Source organism: Brevibacterium metallidurans (assembly GCF_037101285.1).
Classification (GTDB): domain Bacteria; phylum Actinomycetota; class Actinomycetes; order Actinomycetales; family Brevibacteriaceae; genus Brevibacterium; species Brevibacterium metallidurans.
On record NZ_BAAAAF010000006.1, the window covers coordinates 124,476 to 146,664 of the forward strand.

General features: G+C 67.7%; 16 protein-coding genes. 4 read left to right on the plus strand and 12 right to left on the minus strand.

The genetic code is table 11. The features are described 5' to 3' along the window. Nucleotides 1-34: 34 nt before the first annotated feature. On the minus strand, nt 35-907 hold the full coding sequence (gene nadE / locus AACX88_RS09680; RefSeq protein ID WP_422614426.1) for an ammonia-dependent NAD(+) synthetase: 873 nt from the start codon (nt 905-907) through the stop codon (nt 35-37). Next, nucleotides 904-3,807 (minus strand): leucine--tRNA ligase, encoded by a 2,904-nt coding sequence (gene leuS, locus AACX88_RS09685; RefSeq protein ID WP_339392798.1) that lies wholly within the window; start codon nt 3,805-3,807, stop codon nt 904-906. The genes nadE and leuS overlap by 4 nt, the downstream gene beginning before the upstream one ends. Nucleotides 3,808-3,979: 172 nt before the next feature. Between leuS and AACX88_RS09690 the strand changes: the two genes are divergently transcribed. Next, nucleotides 3,980-5,788 carry an AMP-dependent synthetase/ligase gene (locus AACX88_RS09690; RefSeq protein ID WP_339392799.1) on the plus strand — a complete coding sequence of 603 codons (1,809 nt, stop codon included), beginning with the start codon at nt 3,980-3,982 and terminating at the stop codon, nt 5,786-5,788. A gap of 122 nt (nt 5,789-5,910) precedes the next feature. Further along, nucleotides 5,911-6,960 (plus strand): glutathione S-transferase family protein, encoded by a 1,050-nt coding sequence (locus tag AACX88_RS09695; RefSeq protein WP_339392800.1) that lies wholly within the window; start codon nt 5,911-5,913, stop codon nt 6,958-6,960. Nucleotides 6,961-6,990: 30 nt separating this feature from the next. On the opposite strand, the gene AACX88_RS09700 is transcribed toward AACX88_RS09695, so the two are convergent. Further along, nucleotides 6,991-7,737 carry a DedA family protein gene (locus AACX88_RS09700; RefSeq protein WP_339392801.1) on the minus strand — a complete coding sequence of 249 codons (747 nt, stop codon included), beginning with the start codon at nt 7,735-7,737 and terminating at the stop codon, nt 6,991-6,993. A gap of 112 nt (nt 7,738-7,849) precedes the next feature. Between AACX88_RS09700 and AACX88_RS09705 the strand changes: the two genes are divergently transcribed. Together AACX88_RS09705 and AACX88_RS09710 are read left to right on the plus strand one after the other, a co-directional pair. Then, entirely contained in the window at nt 7,850-8,899 is a 1,050-nt protein-coding gene (locus AACX88_RS09705) for a YhjD/YihY/BrkB family envelope integrity protein (RefSeq protein WP_339392802.1), read from the plus strand. 44 nt (nt 8,900-8,943) lie between these two features. After that, nucleotides 8,944-10,425, plus strand: coding sequence for a glyceraldehyde-3-phosphate dehydrogenase (locus AACX88_RS09710; RefSeq protein ID WP_339392803.1), 1,482 nt, complete (start codon nt 8,944-8,946; stop codon nt 10,423-10,425). 174 nt (nt 10,426-10,599) lie between these two features. On the opposite strand, the gene AACX88_RS09715 is transcribed toward AACX88_RS09710, so the two are convergent. From AACX88_RS09715 to AACX88_RS09755, 9 genes are all read right to left on the minus strand, one after another. Continuing rightward, nucleotides 10,600-11,187, minus strand: coding sequence for a hypothetical protein (locus AACX88_RS09715; RefSeq protein WP_339392804.1), 588 nt, complete (start codon nt 11,185-11,187; stop codon nt 10,600-10,602). Further along, complete coding sequence (locus AACX88_RS09720) at nt 11,184-12,149, minus strand: D-2-hydroxyacid dehydrogenase (RefSeq protein WP_339392805.1); 966 nt, start codon at nt 12,147-12,149, stop codon at nt 11,184-11,186. Before AACX88_RS09720 ends, AACX88_RS09715 begins: the two co-directional genes overlap by 4 nt. Beyond that, complete coding sequence (locus AACX88_RS09725; protein ID WP_339392806.1) at nt 12,091-13,809, minus strand: DHA2 family efflux MFS transporter permease subunit; 1,719 nt, start codon at nt 13,807-13,809, stop codon at nt 12,091-12,093. The genes AACX88_RS09720 and AACX88_RS09725 overlap by 59 nt, the downstream gene beginning before the upstream one ends. Nucleotides 13,810-13,850: 41 nt before the next feature. Next, a complete protein-coding gene (locus AACX88_RS09730; RefSeq protein WP_339392807.1) occupies nt 13,851-14,489 on the minus strand; it encodes a TetR/AcrR family transcriptional regulator in 639 nt (212 codons plus the stop codon). A 122-nt stretch (nt 14,490-14,611) separates the two neighbouring features. Beyond that, on the minus strand, nt 14,612-16,789 hold the full coding sequence (gene dnaG / locus AACX88_RS09735) for a DNA primase (RefSeq protein WP_339392808.1): 2,178 nt from the start codon (nt 16,787-16,789) through the stop codon (nt 14,612-14,614). A gap of 3 nt (nt 16,790-16,792) precedes the next feature. Further along, nucleotides 16,793-18,100, minus strand: a complete 1,308-nt coding sequence (locus tag AACX88_RS09740) for a deoxyguanosinetriphosphate triphosphohydrolase (RefSeq protein WP_339392809.1) — start codon at nt 18,098-18,100, stop codon at nt 16,793-16,795. 2 nt (nt 18,101-18,102) lie between these two features. After that, nucleotides 18,103-19,266 carry a tRNA dihydrouridine synthase DusB gene (gene dusB, locus AACX88_RS09745; protein ID WP_339392897.1) on the minus strand — a complete coding sequence of 388 codons (1,164 nt, stop codon included), beginning with the start codon at nt 19,264-19,266 and terminating at the stop codon, nt 18,103-18,105. A 109-nt stretch (nt 19,267-19,375) separates the two neighbouring features. Beyond that, complete coding sequence (locus AACX88_RS09750) at nt 19,376-21,064, minus strand: ATP-binding cassette domain-containing protein (RefSeq protein ID WP_339392810.1); 1,689 nt, start codon at nt 21,062-21,064, stop codon at nt 19,376-19,378. A gap of 140 nt (nt 21,065-21,204) precedes the next feature. Then, entirely contained in the window at nt 21,205-22,071 is an 867-nt protein-coding gene (locus tag AACX88_RS09755) for a hypothetical protein (RefSeq protein WP_339392811.1), read from the minus strand. Nucleotides 22,072-22,189: the final 118 nt, after the last annotated feature.

The following is a 22,189-nucleotide window of genomic DNA, read 5'->3' on the forward strand; positions in this document are numbered from 1 at the left end:
CGTCTGCTCAGAGCGGAGATCCGTCGCGAGTTCTTCAGTGCCGGATCCACCAGTCGTCAGTGGGGGTGACCGGGGTGCGCCGTTTGTGCTCGGTCGCCCGGTAGCGGGCGATGATCCGGCCGGCGACCGCCTCGGCGACGGGCTTGCCCTCGAGGAAGTCGTCGATCTCCTCGTAGCTCAGCCCCAACGACGACTCGTCGGTCTGCCCGGGATCCTCGTCGAGGAGGTCCGCGGTCGGGGTCTTCGTCGTCAGATGCTCGGGCGCGCCGAGGTGGCGCAGCAGAGCCCGACCCTGCCGTTTGCTCAGACCCGAGAGCGGGATGACGTCGGCGGCACCGTCGCCGAACTTCGTGAAGAACCCGGTGACCGCCTCGGCGGCATGGTCGGTGCCGACGACGAGGAGGCGCTTCTCCCCCGCGATCTCGAACTGGGCGACCATCCGCAGGCGGGCCTTGACGTTGCCCTTCCCGAAGTCGGACAGGGCCTCGCCCATCGCCGCCCGGTACTCCTCGGCGGCCGCATCGGTGGCGGCGCCGATGTTGAACACGACCTCATGGTCGGCGTCGATGAAGGCCAGCGCATCCTGGGCATCGGCCTCATCGGCCTGCACGTGATGCGGCAGGCGCACCGCCCAGAACTCGGCCTTCGCACCGCGCCTGCGCAGATCCTCGACGGCGAGCTGGCAGAGCCTGCCGGCCAGGGTCGAATCCTGACCGCCGCTGATGCCGAGGACGAGTCCGTGCACGCCGGTGGTCAGCACGTAGTCGACGAGGAACTCGACCCGCTTCCTCACCTCGGTCGCCGGATCGATGACCGGGCGCACGCCGAGGGCGCTGCGGATCTCGTCCTGGACGGCGTCGTGTGTGCTCACGTCTGGGCCCTTCCGGATCGGGGAGGTGGGGATCATGCGTCGGGGACGATGTTGACGAGCTTCGGCGCCTTGACGATGACCTTGCGGATCCCGGCGCCGTCGAGGGCGCGCTGGACGTTCGGCGACTCGAGAGCGAGCGCCTCGAGTTCGTCGGCCCCGATGTCGGGGGCGACCTCGAGGCGGGCGCGGACCTTGCCCTTGACCTGGACGACGGCGGTGACGGTGTCGGCGACGAGATGCGCGGGGTCGGCCTCGGGGAAGTCGACGTAGGTGATCGACGACTCGTGCCCCAGCCGCTTCCACAGCTCTTCGGCCAGGTGCGGGGCGAAGGGCGAGAGCATGATCGCCAGCGGCTCAAGGACATCCGCCGTGGCATCACCCTGCTTCGTCAGGTGGTTGGTGAGCACGATCAGCTTCGAGATCGCCGTGTTGAACCGCAGGTGGTCCATGTCGTCGCGGACACCCGCGATGACCTGGTGCGCGACCTTGAGGGTCTCATCGTCGGCCGTGCCGGAGGCGATGACCGATTCACCGGTGGACTCGTCGACGAAGAGGCGCCACACCCGTTGGAGGAAGCGCTGCGCACCGACAACGGCGCGGGTCTCCCACGGCCGGTCCTGTTCGATGGGACCCATCGACATCTCGTAGACGCGAAACGTGTCGGCCCCGTAGGCGTCGTACATCTCATCGGGCATGACGGAGTTCTTCAGGGACTTACCGATCTTGCCGTACTCACGGATGACCTGTTCGCCCTCGTACCAGAACGTCAGCTCACCGTCGGCCTCGACGCGCTCCTCCACCTCGGCGGCGGGAACGTAGACGCCGCGGGCATCCGTGTACGCGTAGGCCTGGATGTAGCCCTGGTTGACGAGACGGTGGAACGGCTCGGACGAGCTGAGGTAGCCGAGGTCGTGGAGGACCTTGTGCCAGAAGCGCGCGTAGAGGAGGTGGAGCACCGCGTGCTCCTGGCCGCCGACGTAGAGATCGGCGCCGCCGCGCGGCTTCGATTCCCGCGGACCCAGCCAGTACTCCTCGTTGACGGGGTCGACCACCGCGGTCTCGTTGTGCGGGTCGGCGTAGCGCAGCTGGTACCACGAGGATCCCGCCCAGTTGGGCATCGTGTTCGTCTCGCGGAAGTACGTGCGCGGGCCGTCGCCGAGGTCGAGTTCGACCTCGACCCAGTCGCGGTTGCGGCCCAGCGCCGGCTCCGGCTGGGAGTCCGCGTCGTCGGGGGCGAAGGTGCGGGGAGCGAAGTTGTCGACCTCGGGCAGTTCGACGGGCAGCATCTCATCGGGCAGCGCGATCGGGGTGCCGGTCTCGTCGTAGACGATCGGGAACGGCTCGCCCCAGTAGCGCTGCCGGGAGAACAGCCAGTCGCGCAGTCGGTACTGCGTCGACTCCTCGGCCAGGCCCTTGTCGGACAGCCACGCCGTGACGCGGGCCTTCGCCTCGTCGACGGCAAGCCCATTGACATCGACCTCGGCGTTGGCCGAATTGATCATCACGCCGGACCCCGTGTACGGGGTGTCCTCGTCGTGATCGGCCGGCGGCTGCACGGTGCGCACATAGGGCAGACCGAAGGCCTTCGCAAACTCCCAGTCACGGGCGTCCTCGGCCGGCACGGCCATGATCGCGCCGGTGCCGTAGCCCATGAGGACGTAGTCGGCGACGAAGATCGGGATCTGCTGCCCGGTGGCCGGGTTCGTCGCATACGACCCGGTGAAGATGCCCGTCTTCTCCTTCGACTGCTGCCGGTCGGCGTCGGTCTTGGCCGCAGCCGTGCGCTGGTAGGCGGCGATTGCCTCGGCGGGGCTCACCTCACCGCCGCGCCACGCCTCCGGTGTCGCAGGATCCCAGGCGTCGGCCGTGAGTTCTGAGACCTGCGGGTGCTCGGGGCTGAGCACGAGGTAGGTCGCACCGAAGAGCGTGTCGGGTCGGGTCGTGTAGACCTCGACGGCGGATTCGCCTCCGGCCACGGGCAGGCGCAGCAGGGCGCCCTTGGACCGGCCGATCCAGTTGACCTGCATGCGGTGGACGGCACTGGGCCAGTCGAGGGCGTCGAGGTCGTCGATGAGACGGTCGGCATACGCCGTGATCCGCATGTTCCACTGGCGCAGGGTGCGGGTGTAGACGGGGTAGTTGCCGCGTTCGGACAGGCCTTCGGCGGTGACCTCCTCGTTCGCGAGCACGGTGCCGAGTCCCGGCGCCCAGTTGACCGGTGATTCGGAGACGTAGGCCAGGCGGAACTCCTGGAGGATCGCCTCGTGTTCGGCGGGGCTGAGCTCCGCCCACTCCCGACCGTCGGGGGTGCGGCGCTGACCCGAGGCGAACTGCTCGATGAGCGTGGAGATCGGCCGGGCGGCACCGCGGCTGTCCTCGCCCGGGGTCGTCGCCTCCGGGTCGTACCAGGAGTTGAAGATCTGGAGGAAGATCCACTGCGTCCACTTGACGAAGTCGTCGTCGGTCGTCGCGAAGCTGCGGCGTTCGTCGTGGGCGAGGCCGAGCCGGCGCAGCTGGCCCTTCATGTTCGCCATGTTCGCATCCGTGGTGATGCGCGGATGCTGTCCGGTCTGGACTGCGTAGAGGTCGGCGGGCAGACCGAAGGCGTCATAGGACAGGGCATGCATGACGTTGCGGCCGCGCATGCGCTGATAGCGGCCGTAGACATCGGTGCCGAGGTAGCCCAGCGGGTGACCGACGTGGAGTCCCGCCCCCGAGGGGTAGGGGAACATGTCCATGATGTAGAGCGATTCCCGCTCGCCGAGGTCGTCAGGCGGCCCGTACGAGGAACCCTCGAGGTCCTGGCTGAGGTCACCGGTGGGGTTGGGCGTGTGGAATGTGCCCGCCTGCTCCCACGTGTTCTGCCAGGACGTCTCGATCTTCTCCGCCAGCTCCGCGTCGTAGCGGAAGCCCGGATCCTCAGGGTTCGTCGTCATTACCAACCTTTAACAGACTTGAAGTTTGGTCCATCGTAGCCTGCGCGATCAGCCCATCGATTTGGCTAGACTGCTGATGAGACCTCGCAGGCCGGAAAAGTGAGCGATTTCACTACTGAACGATCGCACACTAAGATCACTGGGCAGTAACTTATGTCCCGAAGGAGTACACATGAGCGCATCGACAATGCCCCAGTCATCCACTCCGGTCGTCGGGTTCGAGGTGGACACCGAGTCATCGACGACCGACGTCCTGCTCCGACGGCTGGACTCCCATCCCGATCATCCCGCGCTCGCGAAGCCCGCGGGCGAGAGCTGGTCCGAGGTCTCGACCGCTGACTTCGTCGATCAGGTCCGGGCGGCGGCCAAGGGGCTCATCGCCGCAGGCGTCGGCTTCGAGGACAAGGTGGCGATCTTCGGTCCCACCTCGTATGACTGGACGCTGTCGGACTATGCCGTGTGGTTCGCCGGCGCGATCTCCGTCCCCTTCTACGACACGTCCTCTCAAGATCAGCTCGCGTGGATGCTTGAGAACGCCGAGGTGTCCAGCGGCCTCGTCGCGACGAAGGAGCATGCCGAACGCGTTCGGGACGCCGCCGCGGTCGCCGGGCTCCCCGTTCCGCAGCTGTGGATCTGGGACGACGGCGCCTTCCTTGACCTCGCCGCCGCCGGCGAGGGGATCAGCGACGCCGATCTCGAGGCTCGCCGCGCCCAGGTGGGCAGCGAATCGATCGCGACGATCATCTTCACCTCCGGCACCACCGGTCGGCCCAAGGGCTGCGTGCTCACGCACGCGAACTTCGTCCAGACCGCGCAGGCCGCCGAACACCAGATCCCCGAGGTCACCGGCGAGGACGGCCGCTGCCTCCTCTTCCTCCCGCAGGCGCACGTCTTCGCCCGCTTCATCGAGGTCCTCTCCGTGTCAACGGGCGCTCTGCTCGCCCACCAGTCGGATCTCACGAAGCTCACCGACGCCCTCGGCAGCTTCAAGCCGACGTTCATCCTCGGCGTCCCCCGTGTCTTCGAGAAGGTCTTCAACTCCGCCCTGGCGAAGGCCCAGGCCGGAGGCAAGGAGAAGATCTTCCGCCGCGCCGAGAAGGTCGCCGTCGCGTATTCGAAGGCCCTCGACGCAGGCAAAGTGCCGGCGTCCCTGCGCATCCAGCACGCGCTGTTCGACAAGCTCGTCTACAGCAAGCTGCGCGAGATCATGGGCGGCAACGTCAAGTGGGCGGTCTCCGGCGGCGGTCCGCTCGGCACCCACCTCGGCCACTTCTACCGCGGCATCGGCCTCATCGTCTTAGAAGGCTACGGGCTGACGGAGACGACGGCGCCGATCACGGTCAACGTCGTGAAGAACTCGAAGATCGGCACCGTCGGCGTCCCCCTGCCCGGTGCGACCGTGGCGATCGCCCCCGACGGAGAGATCCTGGCCAAGGGGGTGCCCGTGTTCCGGGAGTACTGGAAGAACCCGGAGGCCACGGCCAAGGAGTTCCACGACGACTGGTTCGCCACCGGCGACCTCGGCTCCCTCGACGAGGACGGCTACCTGAGCATCGTCGGACGCAAGAAGGAGCTCATCGTCACCTCGAGCGGGAAGAACATCGCCCCCGCTCCCCTCGAGGACGCGCTGCGCCGGCACCCGATCATCGGCCAGCCGGTCCTCGTCGGCGACAACCGCAAGTACATCACCGCGCTCATCTTCCTCGACCCGGAGATGCTGCCGACATGGCTGAAGAACCACGACCTGCCCCCGATGACCCTCAAGGAGGCCGCGGCCGACGAGACGGTGAGGGCGACGATCGAGAAGGCCGTCGAACGGGTCAACCGCACGGTCTCCCGAGCCGAGGGGATCAAGAAGTTCCGGATCGTCCCCGTCGAACTCAGCGAGGCCAACGGCTACCTCTCGGCCAAGCAGTCGGTCAAGCGCCACATGCTGGGCAAGGACTTCGCCGACGAGATCGAGGCCCTCTACGCCGACTGAACGGTGCGCTCTCCGGCAGACTGAGTAGTATAGATTTCAACCATCGGTGCGGTTCGGCCGCCGGCTCCCCTCCGGCGACCGGCCCCCACCGAGGGCTCAGTCGCAACAGAGAGGACATCCCCATGTCGAAGGACACCGAGACCACTGACACCTCCGGCTCGTACGTCGAGAAGGGTCAGGAATTCAACCGCGACACCAACTACATCGAGGACCGCATCCTCGACGATCCGGACGCTCAGTGGCCGGTCGAACCCGGCCGCTACCGTCTCATCGCCGCCCGCGCCTGCCCGTGGGCCAACCGCACCGTCATCGTCCGCAGGCTGCTCGGACTCGAGGACGTCATCTCGCTCGGGATGCCCGGGCCCACCCATGACCAGCGGTCGTGGACCTTCGACCTCGACCCCGGCGGGGTCGATCCCGTCCTCGGGATCGAACGCCTCCAGCAGGCGTTCTTCAAACGCTATCCCGACTACCCGCGCGGCATCACGGTGCCCGCAATCGTCGACGTCCCCTCCGGCGTGGTGGTGACGAACGACTTCGCGCAGATCACCGAGGACTTCTCGACCCAGTGGACGGCCTACCACAGGGACGGTGCGCCGAACCTGTGGCCCGAGGAGTCACGGGACGAGATGGAGTCCCTCATGCGGATGATCTACACGGAGATCAACAACGGCGTCTACCGGTCGGGCTTCGCCGGTTCGCAGGAGGCCTATGAGAAGGCCTTCGACCGTCTCTTCACGGCTCTCGACACCGTCGAGGAGCGGCTGGCGACGCGGCGTTACCTCATGGGTGAGTCGATCACCGAGGCCGATGTGCGCCTCTTCACGACGCTCGCACGCTTCGACCCCGTCTACTACGGGCATTTCAAGGCCAACCGGACGGCTCTGCGCGACTTCCCGAACCTCTGGGGCTACGCCCGCGACCTCTACCAGACGCCGGGGTTCGGCGACACGATCGACTTCCGCCAGATCAAGGACCACTACTACATCGTCCACAAGGACGTGAATCCCACGGGAATCGTTCCCGTCGGGCCGGACCTCTCCGGATGGCTGAGCCCGCACTGTCGTGAGGAGCTCGGCGGTTCGCCGTTCGGCGACGGCACCGCCCCCGGTCCCGTCGCCGCGGGCGAGGAGGTTCCCTTCGAGAGCACCGCGGCGGCCTGGGTGAAGTGAGAGACCCCGCCGAGGCGGTGCGGCCGAGACTCAGGAAGCGCCGTCCGCCTCGGTGCTCTGCCGCCGCTCATAGTCGGTGTCGCGGGTTCCCGTCGCCCGCTGCCGCCGGCGCTTGCGCACCTTGAGCACCACCCAGACGACGAGGGCGATGACGACGGCGACGATGACGAGCGTCTGGAAGTACCCCGCATAGGTCTCGACGATCGACCAGTTCTCCCCGAGGTAGAAGCCCGCGACGATGAGGATCGTGTTCCAGATCGTGCTGCCGGCGGCGGTGAGGAGGAGGAACTTGACCATCGGCATCGCCCGCATGCCCGCGGGAATCGAGATGAGGGAACGGAAGATGGGGATCATCCGTCCGAAGAAGACGGCCTTGTCCCCGTGGCGGTCGAACCAGGAGATCGTCCGGTGGACGTCCTCGACGTCGACGAGCGGCATCTTCACTGCGACCCGGATGATCCGGTCGAGCCCGATCCAGCGGCCGATCGCGTAGAGGACGAGGGCGCCGACGACGGAGCCGATCGTGGCGAAGACGATCGCCAGCACCAGGCTGAGCTGGCCGCGGCTGGCGGTGAAGCCGGCCAGGGGGAGGACGAGTTCGCTGGGGATCGGCGGGAAGATGTTGTCGAGGAAGACGAGGAACCCGACTCCGAGGGGACCGAGCGCCTCCATGATGCGCACGGTCCAGGCGGAGAAGCCGCTGAGGTTCTCCGCGGCACCGGAAGCAGCTGACGCTGTGAGCAGACCGGTCCCGGTGATCGATGCTGTGATCGCCATGCGCCCAAGTCTAGGCAACGGCCCCGTCTCCCCCTCACAGAGCGCTCCCAGAGGTTAGTGTGGGAACGGACACCTTGTCGAACGAGCACTCAGTGACATGAAGGAGCACTCAGTGACACCAGCGAAGATCCTGGCTTCCCGCAGTCCTGTCGCCGAAGCCGGACACAATGCGATCACCTCGCCCGGCCCGGCGCACCTCATGCGGGCGGTGCAGCGCTTCCTCCAACGCCTGGGCAACCAGTTCGGCGCCGCGATCACGTACTTCCTCGTCCTCGCCGTCGTCCCGATCGCGATGTTCACCTTCGCCGGCCTCGGGTTCGTCCTCGATGTCCTCCGCCCCGACCTCGTGCCGGTCATCACCGAGCAGATCGAGGCGTTCTCCCCCGGCAACTCAGCGCTGACCGACCAGCTCGAGAGCTTCCTCAACGACTGGCAGGCGGTCGGGATCTTCGGTATCCTCGCCGGCCTCTACACGGGGCAGGGATTCATCGGCAACCTCGGCGCCGCCGTCCGCGCCCAGCTCCACGACGAATTCGACGACGAGGTCAACCAGCCCTTCGTCAAGAAGTTCGTCGGCAACACCGTCACCCTCCTCGGGCTCATCGTCGGGCTCCTCCTCACCGTCGCCCTCACCGTCGTGGGCACGGGGCTGCGGGCCTTCATCACCGACCTCTTCGGACTCTCCGGCTGGATGTCCGGCCTCCTCGTCGTCGTCCCGCTGCTCATCACGTTCGGGGCCTCGTGGCTGATCTTCATGTTCCTCTTCACGATGCTGCCCGAGCACCCGGTGGACAAGCAGGCGAAGGTCCGCGGTTCGCTCATCGGCGCCGTGTGCTTCGTCATCCTCCTCAATCTCGCCACCGTCTTGGTCGACCTGTTCTCCGCCGGCAAGGCCGCGGGCGTGTTCGGGTCGATCATCGCGATCATGATCACTCTCAACATCTTCGCCCGCATCATCCTCTTCGTCGCCGCATGGATCGGCACGGCCCGCGTCCCACGGCCGAAGGAGGACGAATCCGCTGATCACAGGTTCATCGAACCGAAGGCTCAGGTGCAGACGCTCGGGGCGCTCATGGCCGGTGCCGGGATCGTCGCGCTCACCCTGCTCGGTTTCAAGCGCTTCGAGGAGAGGCGGTCGGGAGACTCCGCGGCGAGACGGTAGACTTGAGGGGGAATTCGTCAACTGAATATAAGGGGATTCGACCTTTGACTGAAGCAACCACGGCTCGTCTCGACGAGTGGGCGAAGAAGCAGACCGCGGCTGAAGACCTCATCCCGCTCGTCGGCCGCCTCTACCGCAACAACGACGTGCTGCTCACCCTCTTCGGCCGTTCGCTGCAGGGCAAGTCCGTGACCGGCATGATCAAGGCGCACCGCTATGCCCGCCACTTCCTCGGCGAAGAGCTCGACATCGAGACGACCCTCGAGGTCGTCCGGGCGCTTGCCGACCTCGACCTCGGTCCGGCACGGATCGACCTCGGTCGCCTCATCGTCAAGCTGAACGAGCAGTCGGCTCCCACCGCGGAATTCCTCGCCGCCGAGCTCGACTCGGTCATCGGCTCGGATTCCGAGGACGGGGTGCGCGATGTCGTCCTCTACGGCTTCGGCCGCATCGGACGCCTGCTCGCCCGCATCCTCATCGACCGTGCCGGCGGCACCGGCATGCGCCTGCGCGCGATCGTCGTCCGCAAGGGCGGGGAGAACGACATCGTCAAGCGCGCCTCCCTGCTGCGCCGCGATTCGGTGCACGGGAAGTTCGACGGCAGCATCGTCGTCGACGAGGAGAACTCGACGATCCTCGCCAACGGCACCCTCATCCAGGTCATCTACTCCGATGATCCCTCGCAGGTCGACTACACCGCGTACGGCATCAACGACGCGATCATCGTCGACAACACCGGCAAGTGGCGCGACGAGGAGGGCCTGTCGAAGCACCTGCAGAGCAAGGGCGCCTCGAAGGTCCTGCTCACCGCACCCGGCAAGGGCGACATCAAGAACATCGTCTTCGGCGTCAACGACTCCGACATCACCGATGCGGACACGATCCTCTCGGCCGCCTCGTGCACGACGAACGCGATCACCCCGGTCCTCAAGGCCCTCAACGATCGCTTCGGTGTGCGCAACGGCCACGTCGAGACGGTGCACTCGTTCACCAACGACCAGAACCTCATCGACAACTTCCACAAGGGTTCGCGTCGCGGCCGTGCGGCGGGCCTGAACATGGTGCTCACGGAGACGGGGGCGGCGAAGGCCGTGGCGAAGGCGCTGCCGGAACTGAAGGGCAAGCTCTCGGGCAACGCGATCCGCGTTCCCACCCCGAACGTGTCGATGGCGATCCTCAACCTCAACCTCGAGACGGCGACGACCGTCGATGAGCTCAACGCGTTCCTGCGTGAGACCTCGATGAACTCGCCGCTGCGCAACCAGGTCGATTACGTCGCCTCCCCCGAGCTCGTCTCGACCGACCTCGTCGGCTCGAAGCGTGCGGGTGTCGTCGACGGTCTCGCCACGATCGTCGACGAGGACCGCGTCGTCGTCTACGTGTGGTACGACAACGAGTTCGGCTACAGCTGCCAGGTCATCCGCTGCGTCGCGGAGATGGCCGACATCGACACCCCGGCATTCCCGGAGGTCACCGAGGCCGTTGTCGAGACCGAGGTCGAGCAGCCCGAGGTCGCACCGGTCTGATCCGTTCGACTCAGTCGGCTGACGCAGCCGTCTGAGTCAGTCACCTCAGTTCGCACAGTGAAGCGGCGCTCCCAGAACATCGGGAGCGCCGCTTCCTCGCATTCACGGCCGCAGCTTCCCTCGCCGAGGTGGCTCAGTCTTCTCACCGAGGTGCTCAGTCCCCTCGGCGTTCGCTCAGTCCTCCCGGCGTTCGCTCTCGACGGCGTCGTGGAGCCAGATCGGGGTGAAGGTCTCAAATCGCGTGGCCAGCTCGTCATCGGCGGCGAGGATGAGCGCGAACCGGTCATCGGCACTCGAGAGCTCACGGGCCCAGATCGGTCCGAGGCAGGCGAGCAGGAGGCACGCGAGGACGACGGCGACGGCGAGGATCGGCGTCTGCGCCCACAGGAGGAATCCGAGGAGGAGTCCCACGACGGCGAAGCCGATCGCGATCGCCATCCCCCCGCCCGGGGTCCGCGGGGCACGGGTGGTGGCCGGTCGCCTCGCCGCCACGGAGTCGAGCGGGTCCCGGCCCAGCCGGGTCCACGCGATGATCGCACCGATCGCGCAGACGATGCCGATCATGATGAGGCTGAAGGCGGAGAACAGGAGCACCGCATCGGTCCTCTCCCCCTGCGCTTGGAAGGCCGCGCCGAGGCCGGCGACGAGCATCGCCGCGGCGAGGACGAGCATGCTCAGCAGTCGGGCCCGTCTGATCGCCGTGAGTTCGGCGAGCACCCGGGCCAGATAGGTGCGCTCCGCATCACCGTCGAATGTGCTCATCGGACGAATCCTGCCTTCTTGTCGACGGTGTGGGGAAACGGCGTACCCGCCCGGTGGAGGGCGAAGAGTTCGACGAACTGGTCGGCCAGCCGCATGCGCCAACCGTTCGTGTCACCGGACATGTGCGGGGTGATGATGACGTTGTCCGCTCTCCACAGCGGATGGTCGGCCGGCAGCGGTTCGACATCGACGACGTCGAGGGCGGCCCCGGCGATCGTGCCGGAGTTCAGTGCGTCGACGAGCGCTGCGGTCTCCACGGTGGCCCCGCGCCCGACGTTGACGAAGAACGCATGCTCCTCCATGGCCGCGAACACGCTCGCGTCGAAGAGACCGCGGGTGCGATCGGTGAGCGGGGCGACGTCGATGACCCAGTCGATGCCGGAGAGGTGGGCAGTCAGCTCCCGGGAGTCGATGACCGTCGAGAAGTCGTCATCGCCGTCGCGGGCGTGACTGCCCGCACCGACGACCTCGACTCCCAGAGCGGCGAGGACGCGGGCGACCTCCCTCCCGATCGCTCCGGTCCCGACGACCAGTGCGCGCGTGCCGGCGAGATCGCTCGTCGACCGCCGGTTCCACCGCTGCCGTCTCTGGTCGTCCAATGACGCGACGCTCGACTTCGCGTGCATGAGCAGGAAGCCCAGGACGAACTCCGCGATCGGCCGGTCGAAGACGCCGCGGGCGTTCGTGACGACGACCTCGGAGTCGACGAGCTCGTCGAAGAGCAGCGAGTCGACCCCGGCGGCCGCCGCATGGACCCACCTCAGCGCATCGGCACGGTCGAACGTGTCGGCCAAAGCGGTGGAGAAGAAGTCCCAGAGGAGGAGCACCTCGGTGCCCGGCAGCGCCTCGGCGAGCCCGTCCGCGGTGACGATGCGGACCTCGACGTCACCGGACCGGGCGAGGTCAGTCAGTCGCTCGGGCACCTCGTCGTGGGGTGTCGTGAGAATCGTCAGAGTCGTCATCCGCTGCTTTCGGTGTCGTCGGCACGCCCAGACTATCCGATGCCGGAGAGGCCGCGGCAACCTCGGCGTGGTCATGGACGGCGACATGCTCACGGGCCGCCTGATCCTGCTTCTTCAGGGTCTGCGCAAGCGGAGTGTTCGGCAGGAAGAGGAGGATGAGGAAGCCGGCGAAGGCGAGCGGCGCGACCCAGAGGAAGAGCGGGACGAGCGCATCGTTGTAGGCGGTGATGATGAGGTTGTGGATGGGTTCGGGCAGCTCGGAGACGATCTGCGGGGTCAGACCCGTGGACGAGACCTGCGGCAGTCCCCCGCCGTCCCCGCCCGCGGAGAGTTCCCGCATTCCCGAGGTGATGTTCTCCAGCAAGCGCTGCGTGAACACGGAGCCGATGAACGCCATGCCCAAGGTCGCGCCGACCTGGCGGAAGTAGTTGTTCGCGGCCGTCGCGGTGCCGACCATCTCGACGGGGAAGGCGTTCTGGACGACGAGGACGAGGATCTGCATGCTCAACCCCAGTCCGAGGCCCAAGAGGGCGAGTCCGACCATCGGCTCCCACGCGGGGCTGTCGGCCTGCAGCGTCGAGAGCAGGACGAGGGCGGCGCCGATGAGGAGGATGCCGATGAGCGGGTAGCGCTTGTAGTTGCCGGTGCGGGCGACGACGAAGCCGACGATCGTCGATGACAGCAGCATCGTGCCCATCATCGGCACCATCATCAGACCGGCGACGGTCGCGTCGATCCCGTGGACCATCTGCAGGTAGGTGGGCATGTAGGACAGCACGCCGAACATGCTCACCCCGATGAAGAGGCCGGCGATGGTCGAGAGGAGGAAGTCGCGGCTCTTGAACAGCCACAGCGGGATGACCGGTTCGCTCACCTTGGACTCGACGATGATGAAGGCGATGATCGCGAGCGCCCCGGTGATGATGAGACCGTTGATCTGCCACGAACCCCATTCGTAGTCGTGTCCGCCCCATGCGGAGACGAGGACGATGCACGAGGTGACCACGGAGATGAGCGCCATGCCGCCGACGTCGATCTTCGGCCGCGGCCCCCCGTGGTGCTTGGGGATCTTGAGGAAGACCGCGGCGGCGACGAGCGCGATGGCACCGAGCGGGAAGTTGATCGCGAACGCCCAGCGCCAGCCGGGTCCCTCCGTGAGCCAACCGCCGATGAGGGGTCCGGCGACGGAGGAGACGGCGAAGGCCGAGCCCATGATGCCCATGTACTTTCCGCGTTCGCGCGGGGGCACGACCGAGGCGATGATCGACTGGGAGAGGATCATCATCCCGCCGCCGCCGATGCCCTGGAGGACACGGCCGAGGATGAGCATCGACATCTCGTTCGCGATGAGCGCGAACACCGAGCCGAGGAGGAAGCAGCTGATGGCGAACATGAACAGGGGCTTGCGACCGAAGAGGTCGCCGACCTTGCCGTAGATGGGCATCATGATCGTCGAGGCGAGCATGAACGCCGTGGACACCCACAGCATCTGGTCGACGCCGTCGAGTTCGCCGACGATCGTCGGCAGGGCCGTGGCGAGCACGGTCTGGTTGAGGGAGAACATGAACATCGCGATCATCAGTCCCACGAAGAGGAGGATGATCGCCGAGGTGGTCATGGGTTGGGTCTCGTTGGTGTGGTTCTCGGGTGCGTTCGTCATTGTCCCGGTCCTGAAGTCTTCGTTGCTTCTCATCTCAGCTTTCATCGCAGTCGGTCGAGCACCTTGAGGAAGAGCCCCAAGGAGTCGTCGTAGACGTCCTTCGTTCCGCCCGGCTCGGCAACGAGGTCGGGCGACCGCTTGACCACGCGTCCCGCGTGCTGGAGCGGCACCATGCACATCTGGGTGAGCATCCGCGCACTTCGCCACGCCGAGTCCTCACTGGAGAACTCCTGCCCGAGGTGGCGCAGCCGGGCGAGCACATGCGCGGAGACGAGCTCCTCGAGGGCTTCGACCTGCTCGAACCGCTTCGTCACGAGCTCCGGATAGGCGGCGAAGAGCTGCCGCCGCCTAGTCGACAGGCGCGGGTCGGTGCCGACGAGGAGAGCCTCACGGACGAAGTTCGCGGTGTCTTCGGCCAGGGTCTCCATGCCGTTGTCGGATTCGACGTAGTCGGTCACCAGCTGGGCGTCGATGCTCGAGGTGTCGAGGCCGACGATCGCATCTTCCTTCGTCTGGTAGTAGTTGAAGAAGGTGCGCGGGGAGACACCGGCGTCGGCGGCGATCGCCGCCACGGTGACCGCGTCGAGTCCCTGGTCGAGGACACGGGTGATCGCCGCCTCATGGAGGGCGGTGCGAGTCTGTCGCGCCTTCTTCGTCCGCAGGGATTCGTGTTCGGCCATGCCGACAATCTTGCACCATCTGCAAGTTTTCATCAACTGCAAAATTGCAATTGTGCAGTATTTCACGCAGCCGGTGGGGTGCGCCGGTCGGGTGCGCCGGTCTCAGAGGGCGGCGGGCCGAGTCACATCATGAGTTCGCGCAGCCTCACGCGGTGCTGTTCGAGGACCTGGAGCTGGCGCAGCAGCGCCGTCTGCGCGTCCGCGTCGGAGGCGGACTGCCGCTGCAGACGCGAGTGGAGTTCCTTGGCGATGCGTTCGAGGTCGAAGTCGAAGAGCTTCGCGACGATGCCCTGCGCGAACTTCTCAGCGCTCACGCCTTCGGACACCGGCAACGGGGTGACGAGGAGCTGAGCGATCGCGGGCTTGAGTTCCTCATCAGCCGCGCCCATGACGGACTCGATCCAATGTCCGGGGTCCCCGGCACCCGTGCGCAGACCGCCCGCCGCGGAGATCACGGCTTGGACGCGGCGGTAGCCGGGGTGTTCGAAGGCGTTGGCCGAGAGCGAGTCGAAGAGCTTCGCGTTGACGAACTCCGGATGCTGGAGGGCGACCATGAGGGCGCCCTTCTCCGTCTTCAGGCGCGTTGGGCTGATCGGCGCCGAGAGGTTCGAGACGTCGGGGCGTTCGTCGTAGACGTATTCGATGCCCTGCTCATCAGCGCCGGCTGCCCGGTCGGGGGTCTGTGCGGGCGCGGTGCCCTGGCTGGCTGGGCCCGGTCCGTTGCCCGGTCCCCCGCCCTGGTTCTGACCATTCCGATTCGCCCCGCCGCGGTTCGCACCGCCGACGTGGGGCCCGCTCTGCTGAGGCCTCCCACCGTTCGGGGCGCCGCCGTTCGGACCGCCTGAACTCGGTCCTCCGCCGTTCGGTCCGCCCGCACCCGTGCCTCCGCGCGGCTGTCCGCCGTGCGAAGACGGAGCTCCGCCGGCACCCTGCGCTCCACGATGATCGGTTCCGGTCGACCGGGACTGCTGGGGTCGCGGGTGCCGGCGGGCGGTCTTGACCGCCGCCTCCACCTCGGCGATGTCGACGCCGATGCGGCCGGCGACGAAACGGTGGTAGTGGCTCAGACTCGTGCGGTCGCGGATGCCGGTGAGCACGGCGGCCGCGGCATTGACCGCGCCGATGCGGCCTTCGACCGTGTCGAGGTCGAACTGGGCGATCGCGGTGGTGATGACGAACTCGAAGAGGGGTTTGCGCTCGTCGACGAGTTCGCGGACGGCAGCATCGCCCTTGTCCACCCGCAGGTCGTTGGGGTCGAGCCCGGAGGGTTCGACGGCGACGAAGGTCTGCGCGGTGAATTCGGAGTCGAACTCGAAGGCCTTGAGCGCGGCCTTCTGACCGGCCTCGTCACCGTCGAAGGTGAAGATCACCTGACCGGTGGGGTCATCGCCGATGAGACGGCGCACGACCTTGACGTGTTCGGCGCCGAAGGCCGTACCGCACGTCGCGACTGCCTGCGTGACACCGGAGAGATGCGCGGCCATGACGTCGGTGTAGCCTTCGACGATGACGACGCGCTTGGACTTCGCGATGTCGCGTTTGGCGAGGTCGAGGCCGTAGAGGACCTGGTTCTTGTGATAGAGCGCGGTCTCGGGGGTGTTGAGGTACTTCGGACCCTGGTCGTCGTCGAAGAGCCGCCTGGCGCCGAAGCCGATCGTCCGTCCCGTGAGGTCGCGGATCGGCCACATCACGCGTCCGCGGAACCGGTCGTAGATCCCCCGGTTCCCCTCGCTGGCCAGCCCGGCGGCGAGGATCTCCTCGTCGGTGAATCCGGCCCGGCGCAGGTGACCGGTGAGCGCATCCCATGACTTCGGGGCGAAGCCGACGTCGAAGCGGGCGGTGTCCGCGGGCGGGAATCCCTTCTTCGCGAGGAAGTCCCGCGCGATCCCACCGGCCTCCTCGGTCAGCGCCTGCGCGAAGAACCGCTGGGCGACCTCGTGCATCTCGAGCAGACGCTGCCGCCGGCTCGCCTGCTCCCGGTCGGGGCCCTTCCCGTCCTCGTAGCGCAGGTGCATCCCGACCCGTCCGGCGAGCATCTCGACGGCTTCGACGAAGCTGAGCTGCTCGACCTTCTGGAGGAACGTGAAGACGTCGCCGGACTCCCCGCAGCCGAAGCAGTGGTACATGCCCACCTGCGGGCGGACCGTGAACGACGGGGTCTTCTCGTCGTGGAACGGGCACAGTCCCTTGAGCGAGCCGATGCCCGCGGTCTTGAGGGTGACGAACTCCCCGACGACCTCGTCGATGCGCGTGCGCGAGCGCAGTTCGTCGATGTCCTCGCGCTTGATGAGTCCGGCCATGGTCTAGAGACGGTCTCCCGTCCCCGCTTGGATCCGGTGGTAGAGCGTCCACGCCGAATGGTCCGTCAGCGACGCGATCTGGTCGGCGATGACCCGCAGGCGCGCCGCATCGCCGGAGGCCTCCGCATGGTCGGCTGCGAACATCGGATCGAGCCTGTCCGGATGGTCCTGGTACCACTCTGCGAGCGCGGTGATGACGGTCTCCTGGATCTCGTGGAGGCGCAGGCGGTCCTCGGCGACCATGACGGTCAGGGTCGCCATGCCCTTGAGCACGGCGATCTCGACGGCCGTCGACTCGGGCACGACGAGGGAGGCGGCATACCGGTTGAGCGGTTCCCAGCCGTACTCCTCCCGGGTCGCTGCCTCCGCGGCACCGACGAAGCGGCCGATGAGCTGGCTCGTCATGTGCTTGAGCGCGGCCTGGGTACGCCGGGACCCGTCGAAGTCGTCCTTCGGCCAGTACGCGGCGGCCTGGAGGCGGGTGAGCGCCCTGTCCATCTCCGCGTCGTCGGTCTCGGGCAGGTACCACTGCCGGGTGATCTCGAAGAGTTCGAGCCGGCGGACCTCATCGGTGAATTCGCCGAGGCGGAGGTGACCTGCGACGATCGCGTCCTCGACGTCGTGGACGGAGTACGAGATGTCGTCGGCCAGATCCATGACCTGGGCCTCAAGGCACCGGCGGCCGTTCTCGACACCGGCGCGGTAGAAGTCGAACACGGCGATGTCGTCGTCGTAGACCCCGAACTTCCGCACCCCCGAATCCCGGCGGCCGGCAGATGCCTCGGCCCGGGGCCACGGGTACTTCGTCAGGGCGTCGAGGCTCGCGCGGGTGAGGTTGAGTCCGGCCGGGCGACCGTCGGGGGCGAGCACCTTCGGTTCGATGCGGGTGACCAGCCGCAGGGTCTGCGCGTTGCCTTCGAAGCCGCCGATGTCGGCGCAGAGCTTGTCGAGCACGGTCTCCCCGTGATGGCCGAAGGGCGGGTGCCCGAGGTCGTGGCTCAGGCATGCGGTGTCGACGATGTCGGGGTCGCAGCCGAGGTAGCGGGCGAGTTCGCGTCCCACCTGGGCGACCTCGAGGGAATGGGTGAGCCGGGTGCGGACGAAGTCGTCGGTGCCAGGCGAGACGACTTGGGTCTTCGCGCCGAGGCGCCGCAGCCCCGAGGAGTGGAGGACACGGGCGCGGTCGCGCTGGAACGCCGAACGGCGCGGGTTCTTCGCCGGCTCGATGACCCAGCGCTCTTCGTCGCGCGGCGTGTAGTCGGCGACGAGCCCGGAGGCCTGGGCGATGCGGGCAGAGGTCTCGGTGGGCATGCTCATCCTCCGGAGATGTCGAGTTCGGCCTCGGCGAGCAGCGCGGTGCCGCTTAAGTCGAAGACACGGGAGTCGAGCCAGCCCTCGGGCAGGTGGGGCCGCTTCGGACGGGTGGTGCGACCTCTGGAGCCTTCGGCGGCCTCACCCGGGTAGGGAGCGTCGTCGAGTTCGTTCAGCAGACCGTCGAGTTCGGCGAGGGAGGAGACCATCGCGAGCCGGCTGCGGAGGTCGCCGCCGACCGGGTAGCCCTTGAAGTACCACGCGATGTGCTTGCGCAGGTCGCGCACCCCGTAGAACTCCTCGCCGTAGTAGTCGACGAGGTACTCCCCGTGCAGGCGCACGGCACGGGCCACCTCGGTCAGCCCGGGGCGGTGGCGCTCCGCACTGCCGTTCAGCGCGTTCGCGAGGTCCCCGAAGAGCCACGGCCGTCCCTGGCAGCCGCGACCGATGACGACGCCGTCGCAGCCGGTGCGCGCCATCATCTCCAGGGCATCCTCGGCGGAGAAGATGTCCCCGTTGCCGAGCACGGGCACAGTGTCGCCGAGGTGGTCCTTGAGGCGGGCGATCGCGTCCCAATCCGCGGTTCCCGAGTAGAGGTCCGCGGTCGTGCGACCGTGCAGGGCGATCGCCGCGACCCCGGCGTTGCGCGCGGTCTCGCCCGCGTCGAGGTACGTGTGGTGGTCGGCGTCGATGCCCTTGCGCATCTTCACCGTCAGCGGGATGCCCCCGCGGTCGGCCTCCCGGACGGCGGTGGTGACGATCGAGGTGAAGAGGTCCTGCTTCCACGGCAGAGCCGATCCTCCGCCCTTGCGGGTGACCTTGGGCACGGGGCAGCCGAAGTTGAGGTCGATGTGGTCGGCGCGGTCCTCGTCGACGAGCATGCGCACGGCCTGCCCGATCGTCACAGGGTCGACGCCGTAGAGCTGGACGGAGCGCGGGGTCTCGTACGGCTCGTGGTGGATGATCCGCATGCTCTTCGGGCTGCGTTCGACGAGCGCCCGCGAGGTGACCATCTCGGTGACGTAGAGGCCGGCACCGTATTCGCGGCACAGCCTGCGGAACGCGGTGTTCGTGATCCCGGCCATGGGGGCGAGCACGACCGGGGAGGACAGCTCGATGGGACCGATGCGCAGAGGCTTGACGGCCGGGGACGTGGATTCGCTGATGACACTCACCGTCCCATTATCCCAAAGGCTGGCAAATCGGATACCGCCCCGGCCGTTCCCTGCCTCACAGTGCTTGCCTCCCGGCCGTCACAGGGGGACCTCCCGCCGGTCACAGGGTCACCCCCTCGTGTGACCCGGCCTCGTCCGCAAGCGCGCTGCTGCCATACGCAGGCTCTGCGTGGTTGCTGCCAGCGGCGGAGTCGCTGCCGCCTCGGAGTTCGCGGACGTCCCACTCGGTGCCGACCCCGAGGTCGGCTGCGAGCCGGTCGTCGTGGGTGACGAGCAGCATCGCTCCCCCGTATCCCTCGAGCGCCGAGGTGAGCGCCCGCTGGGAGGCGACGTCGAGGTTGTTGCCCGGTTCGTCGAGGATGAGCAGCTGCGGGGCCGGATCGGCGAGCAGTGATGCGGCCAGGGCCACCCGGAACCGCTCCCCGCCCGAGAGCGTCCCGCAGCGCTGCTCGGTCCGTCCTGCCCGCAGGCCCATCGCGGCGAGCACCTCGTGGCCGCGGTGCTTCTCCAGCCCCGGGTTCGGGTCACGGACGGCGTCCATGACACTGGCCTCGGCCGGCAGACGGTACTGCTGGTCGAGGTGGGCGATGGGCACGTGGACGGCGGTGCTCAGCCCGGGGAAGAGCTCGGCGACGGGCACTCCGGGTTCGAGGCGCCCCCGGATCGCTGCAAGCAGACTCGACTTCCCGGCGCCGTTCGGGCCGGTCAATCGGATCCGCTCGGGACCGACGATCGTCCACGGCCGCTCGAGGCCCTCGGTGTCGACCTCGAGCACCCGCTTGCCCGCGTGGACCATGGTCTCGGGCAGGTGGAGGGTGATCGAGGAGTCCCGGCGCAGGGCGTCCTTCGCCGACTGCACGTTCGCCTCGGCCCGGGCCTCGTCGGCGGCTTTGTCACCGCGACGCTTCGCCGCCGACTTCTGAGCGAAGTCGCTCAGTCCGTTCATGACGATCTTCGGCCGTCGTTTGTTCGCCGTGTCCTTGGCCGCCTTCCGGTCGGCGCGCGCCAAGGCGGTCTCGAGCTCGATGCGCTGCCGCTTCTCGATGGCATGGGTCTTCTTCGCCTCGGTGAGTCGAGCCCGTTTGGCCTCCTCTTCGGCCGCGACCATCGCCACGTAGGCGGTGTACGCACCGCCGTAGACCCGCAGCTCATCGGTCATCTCGACGATCGCGTCCACCGTCTCGAGGAGGTCCCGGTCGTGGGAGATGATGAGCGTCGGGCCCGTCCGCCGCTGCAGGAGTTCGCTCAGAAGCCGGCGACCGATGCCGTCGAGGTTGTTGCTCGGTTCGTCGAGGATGAGCCACGAGGAGCCGACCATCGCCGCCCGGGCGAGGCCGATGCGCATCGCCTCACCGCCGGAGAAGGTCCTCAGCCCCCGATCGAGGTCGGCGGTCTCGAGACCGAGCCCCACCTCGGCGAGAGCGGACAGGGCCCTCTCCTCGATGTCCCAGTCCTCACCGATGATCTCGAAGTCAGCCTCGTCGGCGCCGCCGGAGAGCGCGCGCAGCAGGGCGGAGCGGATCCCGGTGATGCCGAGGGCGGCCGCGACGGGAGCATCCCGGTGCGGGAGGAGCTGGTCGATGTGGACGGTTGCCTCGGCACCGGTGACGGTGCCCGTGGTCGGGGTGAGGGTGCCGGCGATGATGCCGGCGAGTGTGGATTTCCCGATCCCGTTGTCGCCGACGAGTCCGACGGTGCCCGTCGGGATCGTGGCCGTGAGACCGGAGAGGATCTCGGTGTCGTCGCCGAGGCGGTATCCGAGTCCGGAGATGGTGATGGCAGAAGGCATCAGTGACCTCATTTCGTGCACGCTGAACATGTGCGGGGCCGAATCGCCCGCGGGTGCGGAAATGAGGTGTCACTTCATCTCAGGTGTGTCCTTCGTCGGGAATGGGACCCGACAAGGATGCCCGAGGGGCGGTCCGTGCGTCAACCCTTCCCGGGCAGATTCGCCCGGATGTTCTCCGCGAATCTCGCGCGCAGATTGACGAGTTCGGGGCGCTCGGCGAACATCGCGACCTTCGGCGCGGACATGTCCCGGCTCTGTGAGAGGACGAACTGGGTGAAGCTCTCGGACGCGTCCTCGACGACGTCGGTCTCCGCGTAGCTGTTGACGAACTCGGGGTCGGCCGTGGCCTGCGGGGACCAGAACCGGGACCAGAAGTCGAAGAGCACGGCGTCCTCGGCGAAGCATCCTTCATCGACATATAGGGTCGGGCAGGAGCGCTTGGATGCCGCGGTGAAGGCACTGTCGCCGAGGGTGACGATGTGGAAGGCCTCGTGGACGATCGTGCGGATGAACTCCGGGTCGTCGGGGTCGCTGTCGGTCGTGTCCAAGAGCATCCGCCAGCCGCCGTCGGAGGCACCGGTGGGCTCGACCGCGGCCAGGTCGCCGCCGGCACCGTCGGTGAAGAACCGCACCTCCGTCACGGCGTCCAGGACATCGCCCGGGACGGTGCCCACGACCGCGTCCCACGCCGCAGCGTCGGCCGCGGGCACCGGCTTCGAGAGGCGGGACTCGTCGTCGAGGACGACGGTCGTGCCGTTCTCGCTCGGGTCTTCGGCAGTGTCGGGGTCGGATTCGGCGCCGGGTTCGGGACTGGATTCTGGAGCCGAGTCGGACTCAGCCCCGGCATCGGCGGCGGCTGCGTCAGGATCGGCCTCGGAGGACACCTCGGCCTCTGCGGTCGACTCGTCGGCCTCCGCGGTCGACTCGTCGTCGGAGAGCTCGTCGATGCCGGGGTAGGCGTCTTGGATCTCCCGCACCGCCGCATCCGCCTCGGCGAGCGAGGGCATGCCTCCGGGTTTCGAGCAGCCAGCGACACCGACGGTGAGCACTGCTGTGAGGGCGAGCGCGACCACGGTGCGTGCCGGCCTGCGACGTGGACGAGTGAGCGACGTCGTGACCGACGGC